This window comes from Bacteroides sp. 43_46, assembly GCF_001915455.1.
In the GTDB taxonomy this organism is placed as follows: domain Bacteria; phylum Bacteroidota; class Bacteroidia; order Bacteroidales; family Bacteroidaceae; genus Bacteroides; species Bacteroides caccae.
The window spans coordinates 1-16,961 of record NZ_MNQN01000019.1 but is presented as its reverse complement, the minus strand read 5'-3'; the positions used below and the strand labels follow the sequence as shown (position 1 = coordinate 16,961).

The window sequence follows — 16,961 nt, the reverse complement described above, 5'->3', positions numbered from 1 at the left end:
TGGTAAACGTCCTCATTGTCTTCCTGGTATTGCAAATATTACTCGTGAAACTCAACTTGTACCATTTTGGCAGCTCAAACTGTACATGATAGATGTATTAGGAAAAACTGATTTTTATCATAAATTATATGAATATTTTCGTACTCATGAGAGTCCGAGTGACAAGGGTGAGAATCAAGGTATGAACCAGCTGGATTTTGTACGTCAGGTATGTGACATTTCAGGATTGAATATGCTCGATTTCTTTGAGAAGTGGGGATTCTTATATCCGGTTAAAACTACACTGAATGATTATGGAAATAAAGCATTCGAAATCACAGAAGAACAGATTAGGCTGTTGAAGGAGGAAATTAACGGAAGGGGGTATGAAATGCCACATCCAAACGTTCATCAGATAACGGAAATCAATTTGGATGATTATAAATGATTGAATAATAAATGATCTATAATAATTAAAATTTAAGAATATGAAGAATATAAATAATATATTATCAGTGATATTATTGTTGTTTGCAGGATTTTTTGTTGCTGCCTGTGATGACGAAGAAACAGTTGTCGTTCCAGATAACTGGATAACTGTGTCAACAGATCCAATGACTATTGGTTATGAAGGAGGAAGTTTGACATGCGACTATACGTTGGCCAAAGGGCTTGATGCGAGTGTGGTATATATTATAAATCATGAAAGTTGGTGCTTAGGCTATATCAAGGATAGTAAGATAATGATAGATGTAGATTTGTCGGAGAATATAAATGGGCGTACAGCTAAGATGTCTTTGATTTATGATGAAAGTCATCAAGTGGAACTTGTTGTAGAACAAGGGAAGGCTCCGACGGTACTGGTTGAAAGTATTGATAAAAGTGCTATGCCAGAATCTATTAATATAAATGAGACGTTGGATCTGAATACGGTAGTAAAAGTATTACCAACTAATGCAAGTTATCAAAACCTGGCCTTTACTCTTGCAGAAGGTAGTGAAGCATTCGTTGAACTTTCAGAGTCAGGTGTGGTTAAAGGAGTTGCTGCAGGTGAAGCAAAAATTAATGTTGCTGCAGTTGATGAGAGTGGAGTAACGGATGTTATAACATTGAATATCATTGGTAATATTAGGTTAAATCGTGATTCTTGGACAGTTTCTACTTCCATTACTTATAAAAATGGAAATAATTATGTGACAGATGGAACTACGGGTAATCCTGAACATCTTTTTGATAATAAAACGACGACTTATCTCTCATTGGTGAAACCTGGTAAGAGTTATGGAAGCGACTATACGGCTGCGGGTATAAACGAACCTCTTTATTTTGTTGTTGATATGGGAGCGGAACAAACTTTTAATTATTTTACATGGATGCATAGATCTACTAATGGGTACAATTATTTGCGAGCATGGGGAATCTCGATGTACGGAAGCAATGACGGTAAGAATTTTATTGAAATAAAATCCGATATTGATATACCTTATGAAAATAATACGGATGAGATTGTAATTGCTATTCCGGAATCTACTTATAGATATGTTAAAGTACAGTTTGTGAAGTGGAGTGATCTAGTAACCGGTTCAACTAGTGGTGGAACATTGCAGGTTGCCGAATTTGGACTTGGTCGTGAACTCTAATCCGACAGTTTGAAATAGGTCCTTATACACAGAGGGCACTTTCTAAAGTAGTTGCTTAACAGGCTTCATACTTTTTGAAGTGCTCTCTTTTTATTTCTTTATAAGAGTAAAGTAATAATATCATTAATTATTCTATGTAGAAAATAAATTGTTGATATATGATGTTTTAATACAAGACTGTATGAGAAAAAAGTTTATTAAATCCATTCTTATTGTATTTGTATTGATAACCCAGTTATCTTTATTGAAGGCACAGACGCAAGAAATAGATCTGTCTGGTCAATGGGGATTTCAAACTGACCTGATGGATTTTCGACGCGGTTCTTTGGATATTCGTTATATGCATCGCTTGCAGGAGAGCATCCTTCTACCAGGGATTACGGATGACTATAAAATTGGTTATAAATCTCCTTATCGTCACATTGACCGTTTGACTCGTGTGTATGAGTATATGGGGCCGGCTTGGTATCAACGTGAAATAACTATTCCAAAAGAGTGGAAAGGCAAACGTATTTTTATATCTTTCGAACGCGTACACTGGTTGAGTTCTATTTATGTAGACACAAAGGAAGTCAGTAAAATAGACTATATCAGTGTTCCCCACAATCACGAACTGACAGATTTCGTGAAACCGGGTAAGACGCATCTTATTACTGTATGCGTTGATAATCGTTATCAATACAATACCCATAAATGGGATCATGCTCATTCGGAATATACTCAAATAAACTGGAATGGGATTTTGGGGGAAATGAAACTGGTAGCTCTTGATCCTGTATATATTGAGGATATGCAACTGTATCCGAATGTATCGGAGCATTCAGTCAAAGTCAGGGTGAAGATATTGAATCACACTCATAAACTCGTTACAGGGAGGGCATTTTTTACAATTTCCGGCGAACAATATAAGCAGACTAGAGAGACAATGGTTTCTGGGAATGATTCAGTATTTTACGTAGAAGATATCATAGCGTTAGGTAAAGATATTCGGTTGTGGGATGAGTTTACTCCTAATCTCTATACGTTGCAATGTGATCTGGCAACGACTACGGGTAGTACAAACTATCAACATACACAGTCCGCTACCTTCGGAATGCGTGAAATAAAGGCAGATAGAGACAATATTCTGATTAATGGTCATCGGGTACATTTGCGTGGAACAGTAGAAAATGCAGTATTTCCTAAAACAGGTTATGCTCCAGTGGATGATGCTTCGTGGGAACGTATATTAACGATTCTGAAAGATTATGGGATGAACCATATGCGTTTCCATTCCTGGTGTCCACCTGCTGCGGCATTTCGGACAGCGGATAAACTAGGAATTTATCTGGAAGTGGAAATGCCGATGTGGGGAAAGGATGCCGAACCGGATGAGAAACGTTATGACTTTTTCCGTCGTGAACAAAAAGCTATCTTGAAAGAATATGGTAATCACCCCTCTTTTGTTCTTTACTGTAATGGTAATGAGATAACCGGTAATTTTGATTTTATAGAAGAACTAACCCATTATGGGAGGGTCAGTGACAAACGCAGGCTATTTAGTGGTTCGACAGCCCGTACACGTGTGAAGTCTGACCAATTTTACATCACTCATCAAACGCCTAAAGGACATATGGCTATATACGAAGGACGGCCATATACTGATTGGGATAAAAATAAAGAATTGGGCATTGATGTGCCTGTGATCTCTCATGAGTCGGGACAGCGTTGCATATATCCTAACTTCAAGGAGATTCCAAATTTTACCGGTCCGGTTCAAGCTCGAAACTTTGAAGTTTTCCGTGAATCATTGGCGGCAAACGGTATGTTGGATCAAGCAGATGATTTCTTCCGTGTATCAGGGGCTCAGACTGTACTGGAATATAAAGATGTTATTGAAGCTGAACTTCGTACTTCTCTTAAATCCGGTTTTCAACTTCTGGCCTTGAATGATTTTACAGGACAGGGATATGCTCCGGTTGGTATTCTCGACCCGTTTTGGGAGTCTAAAGGTTTGATTACTCCTGAAAAATTCCGTGAGTTTTGTGCACCCACTGTTGCTTTACTACGTTTTCCTAAACGAGCCTATTATTGTGATGAAACTTTTGAAGGGAAGGCAGAAGTGTATAATTATAGTCCCTCTATCTTGAAAAGTGCAAAAGCTAAGTGGTGGATTACCGATGCTTCCGGCAGAGTTCTGAAATCCGGTAGACTGAAGACACAAAGAATAGGAAACTATGGTGTCTTTCCACTTGGAACGTTTCAGTATATGTTGAATTCGGTGACTGCTCCGCAGAAATTAACCATACATCTGTCCGTTGGTGACAAAGTTCATAATAGTTGGGATATATGGGTCTATCCCCATCATAAAGATTTGATGCAGACAACGCCTGATGTATTATATACAACAACCTATGATGCGAAAGCGAAACAATATCTCCAAGAAGGGAAAAAAGTTGTTCTTTGTCCGAAGCCGAACAAAGTGAAAGGGCGTAAGTCTGTATTTCACAATCATTTTTGGAATCCGATTATGTTCAAATGGGCACCAACGACACTGGGTTGTCTTATTCATGCCGATCAGCCCATGTTTGCAGACTTCATCACTGAAAAGCATCTTGATTGGCAGTGGTGGGATATTCTGACGAATGCAAAAGTGATTGATATGACGGATACTCCGCAAGAACTTCGTCCGTTTATCCAGGTAATAGATAGCTATGAAACCAATCAGAAACTAGGGATTGGCTTTGAGGCTAGGGTAAACAATGGTAAACTGTTGGTATTGGCTGTTGATACTCGGAAAGACCTGGATAAACGTCCTGCTACTCAACAATTGCTGAAGAGTATTGATCAATATGTGAAGAGTGGCCAATTTGCTCCCCGAGCAACTGTAAAAGAAGAGTTTATTCAATCCTTTTTAATAAAATAGTTATGCGAAGAGAATTATTTATATGTTGTTTATTTTGCCTGTCCTTACTGACTTTATCTGCACAGGAGATTCCGATGCAGGAAGTCGCGGCTTTAGAGCAAGTGTATGGTGATGTTCAGGAATCAGAGGGATTGCTGCCGATGAATGAATTGGGCATTGAGTTCGGCTATGCTTTATATGAGGCGGAGATTACTGTGGAGGGTGTGGCTCCAATATTGGCGGTAGAGAATATTCGGGACTATGCCTCAGTCTATGTTGATGGAAGATTACAAGGCTGGATCACTGATAATCAGAAGAATATTAAGCTGACTGTTTCTACGGGTACACATCATCTGCAACTTTATGCAGAGAATATAGGGCGTATTACTTATGGACCTGAGATATTGGACAATTCCAAGGGACTTTTCGGGAGTATCACTTTAGAAGATGTTGAAATAGAGAACTGGAAAATGACACCTCTCCTGATACGTGACTGTGACGTGGAAGAACTCCAGTTTACCCCTTGTCAAACAAAACAGTCTCCTTGCTTCTATCGCGGTACTTTTGAGATAGAAACTCCGACAGATATCTTTTTAGATACTTCGGGCTGGGGAATGGGAGAAGTCTGGATAAACGGGCAGTATATAGGTTCTTTTTGGGAGAATATTTCTCAGCGGACTATTCCGGTACCAGCTGCTATACTAGCTAAAGGTATTAACCGGGTAGTCGTATTTGAATTGAAGAATAATTGTAGGCAGGTGGTACGTCTATCTGAGAAAGCTATATTTGATTAATAAAATAAGAGTATAATAGAAAGAAAATTTAATTATTAGGTTTGTGACTGTTGTTAGTTGCATATAGCAACTGATTTTTAGCAACTGATTCACATTATTCATTAATTTGTAAAATATATGAGAAATCTAACTACAACAAGTAGATGGAAGAAATCACTTTTGTTTGTATTGGGGCTATCTGTGATGTTACCTCCTTCATTAATACAGGCTAGGTTATATAATAATGCGATAGAGACAGAAGTGTTGTCTCCCATTGTCGGTGCCAAAAAGATAAACCCCACCACCGTTGAAATACTATTCCCCAATAGCCAGCGTATGACACTGGACTTCTACGGAGAAAATATCTTCCGTGTATTTCAGGACAACTCAGGAAGCGTGATCCGGGATCCTCAAGCAAAGCCGGCGGCGCAGATATTAGTCGACAATCCCAGAAAGGCGGTTTCAAAGCTGGATTTGGAAGAGAATACAGATTTTGTTTTCCTCACTACCGGAAAGATAAAAGTCCGGCTGGATAAAAAGACATCCTTGCTTAAGGTAACTAATCTGGCAACCAACACTGTTGTAGTGGAAGAACTGGAAGCGCCTCTTTTTGAGAAAGGGAAAGTAACCCTGACATTGAAAGAGAATCCGCAGGAATACTTCTACGGTGGCGGTGTTCAGAACGGTCGGTTCTCCCATAAGGGTAAGGTGATTTCTATCGAGAACCAGAACAGTTGGACAGACGGGGGAGTCGCCTCTCCTACCCCTTACTACTGGTCTACCAACGGCTACGGTATGATGTGGTATACCTTCAAAAAAGGGAAGTACGACTTCGGAGCATCCGAAGAGGGAAAGGTGAAATTGTCTCACGAATCAGACTATCTGGATGTGTTCTACATGATTAATGACGGTGCGGTGGCTCTGTTGAATGACTTCTACCAACTGACAGGAAATCCCGTGTTGTTACCTAAATTCGGTTTCTATCAGGGACATCTGAACGCTTATAACCGTGACTATTGGACAGAAAACGAGAAAGGCATTCTGTTTGAAGACGGAAAGCGATATAAAGAGAGCCAGAAGGACAATGGCGGAATCAAAGAATCGTTGAACGGCGAGAAGAACAATTATCAGTTCTCTGCACGTGCGGTAATCGACCGTTATAAGAACCATGACATGCCGTTGGGCTGGCTGCTTCCGAACGACGGCTATGGAGCCGGCTACGGACAGACGGAAACATTGGACGGTAATATACAAAATCTGAAAAGTCTGGGTGATTATGCCCGTCAGAACGGAGTGGAAATCGGCCTGTGGACACAGTCTGACCTGCACCCTAAGGAAGGAGTGAGCGCTTTGCTGCAGAGAGATATTGTGAAAGAAGTAAGGGATGCCGGAGTACGCGTGTTGAAAACGGATGTAGCCTGGGTCGGTGCCGGCTATTCTTTCGGATTGAACGGAGTAGCCGACGTCGGACATATAATGCCTTACTATGGAAGTGACGCCAGACCGTTTATCATCTCCCTTGACGGCTGGGCGGGCACACAACGCTATGCGGGCATCTGGTCGGGTGACCAGACGGGAGGCGTATGGGAATATATCCGTTTCCACATCCCGACCTATATCGGCTCGGGACTCTCCGGTCAGCCGAATATCACTTCTGACATGGACGGTATTTTCGGTGGCAGGAATGTGCAGGTGAATACCCGTGATTTCCAATGGAAAACGTTTACTCCAATGGAACTGAACATGGATGGTTGGGGAGCGAATGAGAAATACCCGCACGCCTTGGGAGAACCGGCAACCTCCATTAACCGCTGGTATCTGAAACTGAAGTCGGAACTGATGCCTTATGCTTACAGTATCGCTAAGGAAGCCGTAGACGGTATGCCGATGATAAGAGCGATGTTTCTGGAATACCCGAATGCCTATACTCAAGGTACGGCTACACAGTACCAATATCTGTACGGGCCTTATTTTCTGGTTGCTCCTATCTATCAGGCAACCAAAGCTGACGAGCAGGGAAATGATATCCGTAACGGCATTTACTTGCCCGAAGGTGTATGGATTGATTATTTTACGGGCGAAAAATACGACGGGAACCGCATACTCAACAATTTTGCAGCTCCTCTCTGGAAGCTTCCCGTATTCGTGAAGAACGGAGCGATTATTCCGCTGACGAATCCTAATAATAATGTAAATGAGATTGATAAAGGAATCCGTATCTATGAGCTTTACCCGTACGGCAAGAGTTCTTTTACCGAATATGACGACGACGGTGTATCCGAAGAATACAAACGGGGTAAAGGAGTAACAACCAATATTGAGTCCGAGGTTGGCAGCAAGAATGACGTTACTGTGACCATTCATCCGGCAAAGGGTGATTTTACGGGCTTTGTGAAAGAAAAGGTTACAGAGTTCAGAATCAATGTCACTTCTCTGCCGAAAAAAGTGACGGCACAAGTGGGAAAGAAAAAAGTGAAACTGACAAAGGCCGCTTCGAAAGATGAATTTGCAAAGGGTGAAAACGTCTTCTTCTACGATGAGGCTCCCGATCTGAATCGGTTTGCGACTAAGGGAAGCGAGTTTGAAAAGACCGTTATCACCAAGAACCCGCAACTTTTGGTGAAATTGGGTGCCACCGATATTACGGCCAATACTACGACATTGCGCATTGAGGGATTCCGTTTTGTTCCCGAAGACCGCTATCGGATCACTTCCGGAACTCTGGCAGCTCCTGTTGCCCGGGTTACTGCCGACAATACGGAAGCCTATACCTTGAAACCGACATGGGATAAAGTGGCCAATGCCGATTTCTATGAGATTGACTTTATGAATATGCTATATACTACGATAAAGGATACGGAACTACTGTTTGGAGACCTGACTCCCGAAACGCCCTACTCATTTAAAATACGTGCTGTCAATAAAGACGGAGCTTCCGCCTGGACAGAGTTCGGTGCTGCGACCAAGTCCGATCCGCTTGAATTTGCTATCCGTGGTATCAGGGGCGAATGTACGGCCGCTTCGCAAGGAAGAGTAGGCGTGAAACGTCTGTTCGACTTTGTAGAGTCCGGAGATATCTGGCACTCGAAATACGGGGAAAAAGCCGTTCCGTTCGAACTGGTTATGGACCTGGTGACTGTCAACCAACTGGATAAATTCCACTACCTGCCACGTACAAACGCCGGTAACGGAACATTGCTGAAAGGAACCGTTTCTTATAGTATGAACAAAGAACAGTGGACGGAAGCCGGAACATTTGAATGGCAGCGTGACGATGAGGTGAAGGTATTCAATTTCACCCAACATCCTACTGCCCGCTATATCAAACTATCCGTTACAGAAGCAGTCGGCAACTACGGCTCCGGTAAGGAAATCTATGTATTCAAGGTGCCCGGAACGGAAAGCTATCTTCAAGGAGACATTAACGTCGACGGTAAGATTGACGGCAATGACCTGACATCTTATACCAACTATACAGGACTGAGAAAGGGCGATTCCGATTTTGAAGGATACATCAGCAATGGTGATATCAATAAGAACGGTCTGATTGACGCTTATGATATTTCGGTGGTCGCCACGCAGCTTGAAGGCGGTGTTGATAACCGTGGTACGGAAAAGGTGGACGGTACGATTGAGATAAGCACCTCGAAACAAGTATATGACAAAGATGAGATTATTGAAATTCAGGTAAAAGGTGTTGATCTGCGTGCAGTCAACGCATTCAGTTTTGCTTTACCTTACAATCAACAGGATTATGAGTTTGTCGGCGTGGAGTTGCAACACATGAATGCAATGGAGAATCTGACTTACGACCGTCTCCATTCCAATGGTTCAAAAGCCTTGTATCCTACCTTTGTCAATGTAGGAAATAAGAAGACGCTTGAAGGAACCGTTGACTTATTTCTTTTGAAGTTTAAGGCAAAACGTCAAGTGAAATTCGGGTTGAAGATCATTGACGGCTTGTTAGTAGATAAGAGATTGAATACTCGTAGATCGGGTGTTCAGTAATTGGGTTAGTTAGTAGAGTTGTTCAAAAAGCTGCTTTTTTCTTTCTTTATGGAAGATAAGAGCAGCTTAAACGGAAAATATGACTCTATTAAGTCCATAAAGCCCGGTATCTTTGTCTTAAACAAAATTATAGTATTATGAAGAAATTACTTTTAACCCTTGCCCTATGCATGGGCTATTTGTGTACTACAGTTGCGCAGACATTTGTTAAAACAGAAGTGAAGCAGTCGATGCGGCGGGTGGCCGACTGGCAGATTGCTCATTACAACAAGGCTATTTACGGTGATCTCAATTGGGTAAATGCCACTTTCTATCTGGGACTTGTCCACTGGGCTGCAATAGCCGAACAGGCGGATAAAGATGATTCATACTACAAATGGCTGTTGCGGCTGGGGAACCGCAATTACTGGCAGGTAAATCAACGGATGTATCATGCTGACGATATCTGTGTCTCGCAGATGTATTTGTATATGTATGAAAAGTACAAAAGAAAAAGTATGCTTGTCCCGACACAGGCACGTGCCGAATGGGTGATTGCCAATCCTCCTTCCGGTTCGTTCGAGTTGGACTATGGCGATGCAACCACCTTGGAACACTGGACTTGGTGTGACGCACTGTTCATGGCACCTCCTGTTTACATGAAACTCTACAATATCACGGGTGACAAGAAGTTCATCCGTTTCATGGATAAGGAATATAAAGCTACTTACAATTATCTGTTTGATAAAGAAGACAATCTTTTCTATCGTGACCACCGTTACTTTACGATGAAGGAGGCGAATGGCGCGAAAGTGTTCTGGGGGCGTGGCAATGGCTGGGTACTCGGAGGGCTCGTTGAGCTTTTACGTGAACTTCCTGCCAAGAGCAAATACCGTCCGTTCTATCAGGACTTGTTCCAAAAGCTATGCCGCCGGATTGCTCCTTTGCAGAATAAGGACGGCTTCTGGCATGCGAGTCTGCTTGACCCGGCTTCTTATCCGTCGCCCGAAACGAGTTGCAGCGGTTTTTTCGTGTATGCGCTGGCTTATGGGATAAACGAAGGACTTTTGCCAAAAGAAGAATTCATGCCTGTGGTGGAGAAAGGCTGGCAAGCATTAGTGTCGGCTGTGGGAGAAGACGGTAAACTGGGATATGTGCAACCTATCGGCGCTGATCCGAAAAAGGTGACTCCCGATATGACAGAAGTCTACGGTCCGGGAGCTTTCCTGATGGCAGGGACGGAAGTTTACCGTATGGCACAGGACACTCCGAGGCAGCATGCGAATATTTCCCAAAGCCGTATCCGTGAGATTGCTGCAATGTTGCCCGATAAACCGGAAGGAATAGGCGTTTCTTATAAAGACCGCACCTTCTGGAACAAAGTAAAAGAGAGTAGCAAGGCAGAAAAACTGCTGACAGAAGAAGCACCTGCATTGCTGAAAAAGGGGATGCCTCCTTTTGTTGACTCCTTGTATCTGCATCTGAACAAAACCAATGTCCGCCTGCCGGGCGAAAATATGATAAATGCCCGTTACCATTATCTGTTTCGGTTGACATTGGCTGAATGTATGGAGAATAAAAGACGTTACATTCCTGCTATTGAAAAGGCTCTGGTTGCTCTCTGCAACCAGAACTCCTGGTCGATTCCGGCTCACGACCGCAATCTGAATAATTATCATGGAACAGATTATTATGTCGATTTGGTAGTTGCCACTGCCGGAAACGGAATTGCGCAGTGTGTTGCTATGCTCGACGACCGTTTGTCACCGGAAGTAAAGGCCCGCGTGCAGTGTGCTTTCCGCGAGAAAGTATTTCGTCCTGTATACCGTTGCCTGGAAGAGACAAAGCCTTTCTGGTGGTTTACGGTTACAAATAACTGGAACTCGGTTTGTTTGGCAGGTGTCACGGGTGCTGCCCTCACTTTGCTGGCGGATAAGGAGGAACGCGCTTATTTTGTTGCCGCAGCCGAGAAATATAATGTATACGGTATGAAAGGATATGCCGATGACGGTTATTGCAGTGAAGGGGTCGGCTACTATAATTATGGTTTCCGTGCATATATCTTGCTGCGTGAGGAAGTATGCCGTGCCACGCAAGGCAAGATAGATTTCTTCCGTGAACCTAAATTTGTGCATATTGCTCAATATGGCAGGAAGATACAGATGAATGAAGGCGTATGTCCTGCTTATTCCGACTGCCGTATCGGTTTATCGCCTGATAAGTTCATCCTCGATTACTGTGACCGTGCGCTTGGTATCACCTCTGCGGAAGAAAAATATATTCTCCCTTCCGGCAATAATTTCTCTCTTTATCTCATAGAGCTGTTCCCTCATCAGGTATGGAAAATGGAAATGACAGACGGCATTCGTCAGGCATTGCAGGAAGGTTCCGATTCTTTGCGGGCGTATTATGAAAAGGCAGGAATCTTGGTTGCACGTCCTGCCAAGGGCAGCTCGTGTACGTTGGCTGTCTCGGCCAAAGGGGGTAATAATGCCGAAAATCATAACCATAATGACATCGGCTCTTATGCCGTCGCTCTAGGAAAGTGCACTATGGTCGGCGATCAAGGCGGTCCTTTCTCTTATCCGGGTGATTATTTTAGTGCGGAAGCTCCCGAGAAGTATAAGATCAAAGGTTCCTTCGGTCATCCAGTTCCGGTAGTAGACGGAAAAACACAGTCCTCCGGTGCCAAAGCGAGCGCCATTGTACTCAAGAAAGAATTTACGGACGTAAAAGATTTGCTTTGTATTGACTATACTTCGGCTTATTCCACCCCCAGTCTGGATAAGTTGGTTCGCACTTTCGTCTATGACCGTCAAGGGAAAGGTAGCTTTACTGTGGGTGACGAATTTACGGCCAATGTACCTATCCGGTTCGAAACAGCCATAACAACACAAGCCAACTGGAAAATTATTGATGATACACATCTCTTGCTTACTACCGGCACAGAACAGATGACCGTTACGATTGAAGCGTCTGGCAAAGTCGCGTTTACTTCTGAAACGATTGAGGTGAACTCTCCGGCCTATACACGTATCGGTATTTCACTGAAGGAGCAGTCGAAGGACGGATATATCCGGTTGACGATGCGTACAAAACAATTGTGATAATGAAGATACTATGAAAAACACCGCTATATCTTATGATTAAACAAGGAGGAAGCGTATGAATACTAATTTTGTATATGGAATTGAGAACTAGTTGTTTGGATAATGAAGAGTTCTTCAAATATCAGAAATCAATTAATATATTGATGCATACTATTCTATCTCCTGTTACTCTTTGCCACAAATTGATAACTGAAGAATGGAAGCAGTTATTTGCCCTTATGGATATCCTTTATGGAAATGCTTTAAAAATATGGTTGGCTAAACATGATTGTCTATCTGAAGAGGAAATTGCTCTTTGTTATTTCTGTTATATAGGAGTAAAACATAAAAACCAATCTATTTTCTTTGGTATTTCATTACAAAGCCTGAGTAAACGTAAGCAGCGTTTGAGAGCTAAACTAAAGATTCCACACGGTATGTCTTTTAAAGACGTTGTTAATGCGATATAAAGATCATATTTTGAGAGCAATGAACACAGACGTGGAACATTTGAATCTAAAAGAAAATATGCTTATGAATAGAACACGATGTTTAATTTTAATTTCTCTGTTAGTTGGGATGTTCGCCCAAGCCCAGACTTCTTCTATAAAAGGTATAGTGACGGATGTCAAAACAATCCCTGTTGAGTATGCGAATGTCATCTTGTATGATGCGGGCGACAGTACTAAAATCGTAAAAGCTGCTACAACTGACGTGAAAGGTCGGTTCGAATTATCTAAGATTCCTCATGGTAGTTACAGGCTGTACGCTTCCTGCGTGGGCTATGTGGGTACACATATACGTATTCATAATTTTCAGGAGCATATAAAGGACCTGCCAATAGTATTGGAGGAGCAGACGGTAGCTCTTGATGAAACCACAGTTACTGCACAACGCGTTGTGATGGAGTTTGACCGTCAGATTATTTATCCCGGTAAACAAGAGAAGGAGACGGCGATAGATGGGATAGATCTTGTAGACAAACTGCAATTACATGGAATAGTGGTAGGTAAAGTTGAGGGTACGATCAGTGGTGTGCTTGGTGGTACTGTCAAATTGCGTGTTAATGGTGGACCGGCTGATTTGAATGATTTGAAGCAGATAGACCCTAAAATGGTGAGGCGGGTGGAATATCACGACATGCCTTCTATGCGTTACGGAAAGGTGGAAGCTGTCATCGACTTGTATGTGAAACGTCAGGGATTTGGCGGTTCGGGCAGAGTTGATGCTTCGCATTCAGCAATGTCCCCGAATGGGAATGGGCTTGCCAATCTGAAATTGTATCATTCGAAATCCGAGTTCTCTTTTTTGCGGTGGCTTTAGCGTTTGGTAAGCGGGCAGATGTATTTAGTGATGAGAAGATATATTATAACAGTTGGGAAGTTACGTCCGGAATAATGTACGTATGGAAAAACTGGAATTTTTCAGGTCTTATGAAATGGCGTTTGGGTAATTCGTATGCTTTTTGGGAGAAGAGTATGAATCCTTATGTTGTAAGTGATATGCGCCATTATGTATCTGATACGAAGAATCAAATTATGCTTAGAGCAGCATGGAAGTTTAAGTTCGGTCATCAGCGTAAAAGTGCTAGTCAACGTATTGAAAATAGTGGAGGAGAGAGTGCGGTATTTTAATAATGGAGGTCCATTCATCGGATTCAGAGTTTCGCCGGCTTGGGGAAGATGCTGAGAATATCGTATTTATATGTAACGAAAAAATAATAAAAGCGTGGATTTAAATGATTTAGGCCGTTTAATAATGGTAGTTATTGAGAATAGTTATAATCTTAAATTATTAAAATGATCAAAAATGAAGAATATAAAGAAAATTAATCTTGCTGAGGTTAGTGATAAACAAACTCTTAGCATGGACCAGTTTTCTAAAATCATTGGAGGTAGTGTAGATGATACTTGTTCTTCGGGGGGGGATGTGCCGGAGGAGTTTTGGAAGTAAATACAAAGCTTTGTGCTAAAAACGGTGTTTGTACAAGTGGTGTCATTACATGGAGAAATTATGGATTCCTTTAACTCCCCAAACACCCTATGTATGTAGAATGTCTGGAGACGTTAGCGGAGTTTCTTAGTCCCTCTTACCTCCCTTTGTATGAAAAGGCACTGAAAAGGATGCAATGTTATGGATATATCCTTGAACGTTTTATCTCTCCTGAAGGTTATTTCCCGTATATCATATTATCGTCTGACGGAACATAGGAATGCAAATGTCGCCCGCAATTATGGAATCCTCTATACACGGGAGGAAGTAATTAACCATTATCGTAAAGCGGTAACACACTATGAATATTTACTTCCATTTTATGATTATCTGTTGATATTGAAACCTCAAAACTATGTTCAATCATGGATGCTAAAGATGAAATATGTTTGGAAGGTACTTATGATACGAATTGAATGAGTTTTCAGACTTATACTATCTCCACTCGTTCCAGCTCCCAACAGAAGAACCTGAAAAAAGCAAATCATTTCTCATACATCAGGAATGTTATTCTCATCATCTAATCGTCAACACTTAATAAACTGTAGCAAAACTATTGTTCATCTCCGCTATAACTAACTGACAATCAAAGATAATCCTAATGCAATCAATTGATTTTCAATAAGAAATATTAATCGTTCCACTCTAGTGAACAGGCTTGTGTACTGGAGTGAATGGTTATGTCTACTCGAGTGCATAGGCCTGTTCACTAGAGTGGAACGATAGAAATGAAGGCAGAAAAATGCAGCAATGCCGGTTGCGAAAGATATGTAGTCTATCGACTCAACATACAAACTACGGTTATATTGCCTCCCATATATTAGTCTCTTGAAACAAAGACAAGCATAATATGCAGTATGAGAAATGCCAATATATAGTATGAGAAATGCATTGTTTTAAGCGTTTTTTCTTGATAAAGCTATGAGAAATGCATGTAAATATTTTAATTCTCATAATTATATATCTAATTATCAGGCAAGTACTCCTTTTTATGAGAATATGAGAAATGATTTTGTTTTTTCTTTTCTGGTTCAAATTTGGTAATGGTCTTTTTTGATGGTTACTTTTTTCTTGTCCATTTTTTTATTGGAAAATTAGTGTAAGTGTTTAGTTATTAGTGATAAAAAAGTTGAAAAATGTCTACCGTAATTTTTGGATGTTAGTTGGTATCTTCGTAACTTTGGAACACAAGTTAGATGAAATATTATGAAATACAAAATGACATGCTGATTTTATTTTGGACGAAAATACGCCGTATAAAATTCTTTATTTACGATCAACAGAGAATGGATGAACTGTCGCAAATTTTACCTGGCAATATACATATCACATATGATCGGGATAAAATGTCGGTTGCCGATGTTGTGATGTTGAGCCTTCTTTTTTTATATCGTGAATTAGAAGACGATCTTGAAAAGCCTGAACACCAGATTTGGGTGGTGTGGGGCTATGAAAGTGAAGTCAATTATCCTTGGATGTTTTCTGACGAATTGAAAGATATATTTGACCTTTGGATGACTTATCATTTGGATTCGGATATTGTGTTACCTTACAGACTGACTAAAAGAATGAAAAGAAGGCTTTCTTTTTGTAGATATTTGTAAAGAATGTAAGTATAAATAGTTCTTTCAGTCAGCCCGTTCATTTCTTAATCTTAAAATAGAAAAACATGAGAATACTTCAAAAAGAAAGAGCAGTACGAAACTGGCCAAAACTTTATCGAAAAGGCGAAGATATATTACTTCATAAACAATCTGCTAAAAAATATAGAGATGATCAGTTGAATTTCTTAGAAAATTATAGTCGTCGATATCTGGTTTCTGACGAATTCTATGATTGTGCCAAAGCGTCTATAAATAACAGATATATCTATGATCTCTATTTCCCTATGGTAAACAAGCAAATATTGAGAAAAGATATACCTGAGGGTTATTTTGATGAAGATTTGCGTGTTACTAATAGCTTATCAAGGTTATATATCACTGCATTATGGTACTTGTACATATATAATTATACTGAGGATATTTATAATAACTTTGATTTGGTTTATAATCATATTATCAATGATTTTGAAGGAGATGAGAGAGCTTATCTGATGAGTGCTATGATTGGGCTTTTTGCTTCCAAGAATAGTACATCATATAGTGAACAGTTGTTAAATGCAATAGAGAAAGCTTCTCAATATACACAAAATGAGGTTTGTTTGAGGTATATCGAGAAAGCGAAAATGTTTTATACTTTATTGGATCGGCAAATTCTTGAAAATATTCTGGAGAACACTTATTTGAGATAGAATATAATACTGAAAGTAAATTATCACTGAAAGATGTTCTGCAAAAGTATGAAGGTAAAGCGGTATATATAGATTTTTGGGCAAGTTGGTGTATGCCTTGTTTGAAAGAGATTCCTAAAATGAAAGAAGTATATAAGAAATACAATGAGAAAGGATTGACTATTATTGGTATATCATTGGATAGAGTCAAGGATAGTTGGTCTGAGGCCATAAGAAAAAATAATTTGAATGTTTGGCCACAAATTTTAAGTTCTGAGACGAATGAGAAAGATGAAAAGGAGAATAACCTGTCGTACCTATACAATTGTGATGCTATTCCATTTT

14 protein-coding genes are annotated in these 16,961 nt (G+C 40.7%); all 14 read left to right on the top strand.

Going from position 1 to position 16,961, the window contains the following annotated elements; genetic code table 11:
- Positions 1–427 (top strand): M60 family metallopeptidase (locus tag BHV72_RS02155; protein WP_286854018.1); only part of this gene is annotated, 427 nt, incomplete at its 5' end.
- 40 nt (positions 428–467) lie between these two features.
- The gene (locus tag BHV72_RS02150; protein ID WP_122139605.1) at positions 468–1,619 is read left to right on the top strand and encodes a discoidin domain-containing protein; all 1,152 of its coding nucleotides are present in this window, start codon (positions 468–470) and stop codon (positions 1,617–1,619) included.
- Positions 1,620–1,800: 181 nt separating this feature from the next.
- Positions 1,801–4,524 (top strand): DUF8487 domain-containing protein, encoded by a 2,724-nt coding sequence (locus BHV72_RS02145; RefSeq protein WP_122139606.1) that lies wholly within the window; start codon positions 1,801–1,803, stop codon positions 4,522–4,524.
- A 2-nt stretch (positions 4,525–4,526) separates the two neighbouring features.
- Positions 4,527–5,297, top strand: coding sequence for a glycoside hydrolase family 35 protein (locus tag BHV72_RS02140; protein WP_122139607.1), 771 nt, complete (start codon positions 4,527–4,529; stop codon positions 5,295–5,297).
- 117 nt (positions 5,298–5,414) lie between these two features.
- Entirely contained in the window at positions 5,415–9,284 is a 3,870-nt protein-coding gene (locus BHV72_RS02135) for a TIM-barrel domain-containing protein (protein ID WP_122264511.1), read from the top strand.
- 137 nt (positions 9,285–9,421) lie between these two features.
- Complete coding sequence (locus tag BHV72_RS02130; RefSeq protein WP_286854012.1) at positions 9,422–12,370, top strand: glycoside hydrolase family 88/105 protein; 2,949 nt, start codon at positions 9,422–9,424, stop codon at positions 12,368–12,370.
- A 77-nt stretch (positions 12,371–12,447) separates the two neighbouring features.
- Positions 12,448–12,822, top strand: a complete 375-nt coding sequence (locus BHV72_RS02125) for a hypothetical protein (protein WP_122264513.1) — start codon at positions 12,448–12,450, stop codon at positions 12,820–12,822.
- 64 nt (positions 12,823–12,886) lie between these two features.
- The gene (locus tag BHV72_RS02120) at positions 12,887–13,675 is read left to right on the top strand and encodes a carboxypeptidase-like regulatory domain-containing protein (RefSeq protein WP_286854006.1); all 789 of its coding nucleotides are present in this window, start codon (positions 12,887–12,889) and stop codon (positions 13,673–13,675) included.
- A complete protein-coding gene (locus BHV72_RS02115; protein WP_286854004.1) occupies positions 13,666–13,986 on the top strand; it encodes a hypothetical protein in 321 nt (106 codons plus the stop codon). Before BHV72_RS02120 ends, BHV72_RS02115 begins: the two co-directional genes overlap by 10 nt.
- Positions 13,987–14,161: 175 nt before the next feature.
- Positions 14,162–14,305: a hypothetical protein gene (locus tag BHV72_RS02110; protein ID WP_286854001.1), complete on the top strand. Its 144-nt coding sequence runs from the start codon at positions 14,162–14,164 to the stop codon at positions 14,303–14,305.
- 180 nt (positions 14,306–14,485) lie between these two features.
- Complete coding sequence (locus BHV72_RS02105) at positions 14,486–14,764, top strand: hypothetical protein (RefSeq protein ID WP_022042512.1); 279 nt, start codon at positions 14,486–14,488, stop codon at positions 14,762–14,764.
- A gap of 776 nt (positions 14,765–15,540) precedes the next feature.
- Entirely contained in the window at positions 15,541–15,948 is a 408-nt protein-coding gene (locus BHV72_RS02100; RefSeq protein WP_286853997.1) for a hypothetical protein, read from the top strand.
- A 65-nt stretch (positions 15,949–16,013) separates the two neighbouring features.
- On the top strand, positions 16,014–16,637 hold the full coding sequence (locus BHV72_RS02095; RefSeq protein WP_122134828.1) for a hypothetical protein: 624 nt from the start codon (positions 16,014–16,016) through the stop codon (positions 16,635–16,637).
- Positions 16,634–16,961, top strand: a 328-nt coding sequence (locus BHV72_RS02090; RefSeq protein ID WP_353744882.1) for a TlpA family protein disulfide reductase, incomplete at its 3' end; no start/stop codon positions are given. The genes BHV72_RS02095 and BHV72_RS02090, both read left to right, overlap by 4 nt.

What these genes read in the sequence shown, in the direction of transcription:
- BHV72_RS02105 (WP_022042512.1), top strand. Translation starts at nt 14,486, where the DNA reads ATGGATATATCCTTGAACGTTTTATCTCTCCTGAAGGTTATTTCCCGT.
- BHV72_RS02125 (WP_122264513.1), top strand. Translation starts at nt 12,448, where the DNA reads ATGGAATTGAGAACTAGTTGTTTGGATAATGAAGAGTTCTTCAAATAT.
- BHV72_RS02140 (WP_122139607.1), top strand. Translation starts at nt 4,527, where the DNA reads ATGCGAAGAGAATTATTTATATGTTGTTTATTTTGCCTGTCCTTACTG.
- BHV72_RS02145 (WP_122139606.1), top strand. Translation starts at nt 1,801, where the DNA reads ATGAGAAAAAAGTTTATTAAATCCATTCTTATTGTATTTGTATTGATA.
- BHV72_RS02095 (WP_122134828.1), top strand. Translation starts at nt 16,014, where the DNA reads ATGAGAATACTTCAAAAAGAAAGAGCAGTACGAAACTGGCCAAAACTT.
- BHV72_RS02100 (WP_286853997.1), top strand. Translation starts at nt 15,541, where the DNA reads ATGAAATATTATGAAATACAAAATGACATGCTGATTTTATTTTGGACG.
- BHV72_RS02120 (WP_286854006.1), top strand. Translation starts at nt 12,887, where the DNA reads ATGAATAGAACACGATGTTTAATTTTAATTTCTCTGTTAGTTGGGATG.
- BHV72_RS02110 (WP_286854001.1), top strand. Translation starts at nt 14,162, where the DNA reads ATGAAGAATATAAAGAAAATTAATCTTGCTGAGGTTAGTGATAAACAA.
- BHV72_RS02135 (WP_122264511.1), top strand. Translation starts at nt 5,415, where the DNA reads ATGAGAAATCTAACTACAACAAGTAGATGGAAGAAATCACTTTTGTTT.
- BHV72_RS02130 (WP_286854012.1), top strand. Translation starts at nt 9,422, where the DNA reads ATGAAGAAATTACTTTTAACCCTTGCCCTATGCATGGGCTATTTGTGT.
- BHV72_RS02150 (WP_122139605.1), top strand. Translation starts at nt 468, where the DNA reads ATGAAGAATATAAATAATATATTATCAGTGATATTATTGTTGTTTGCA.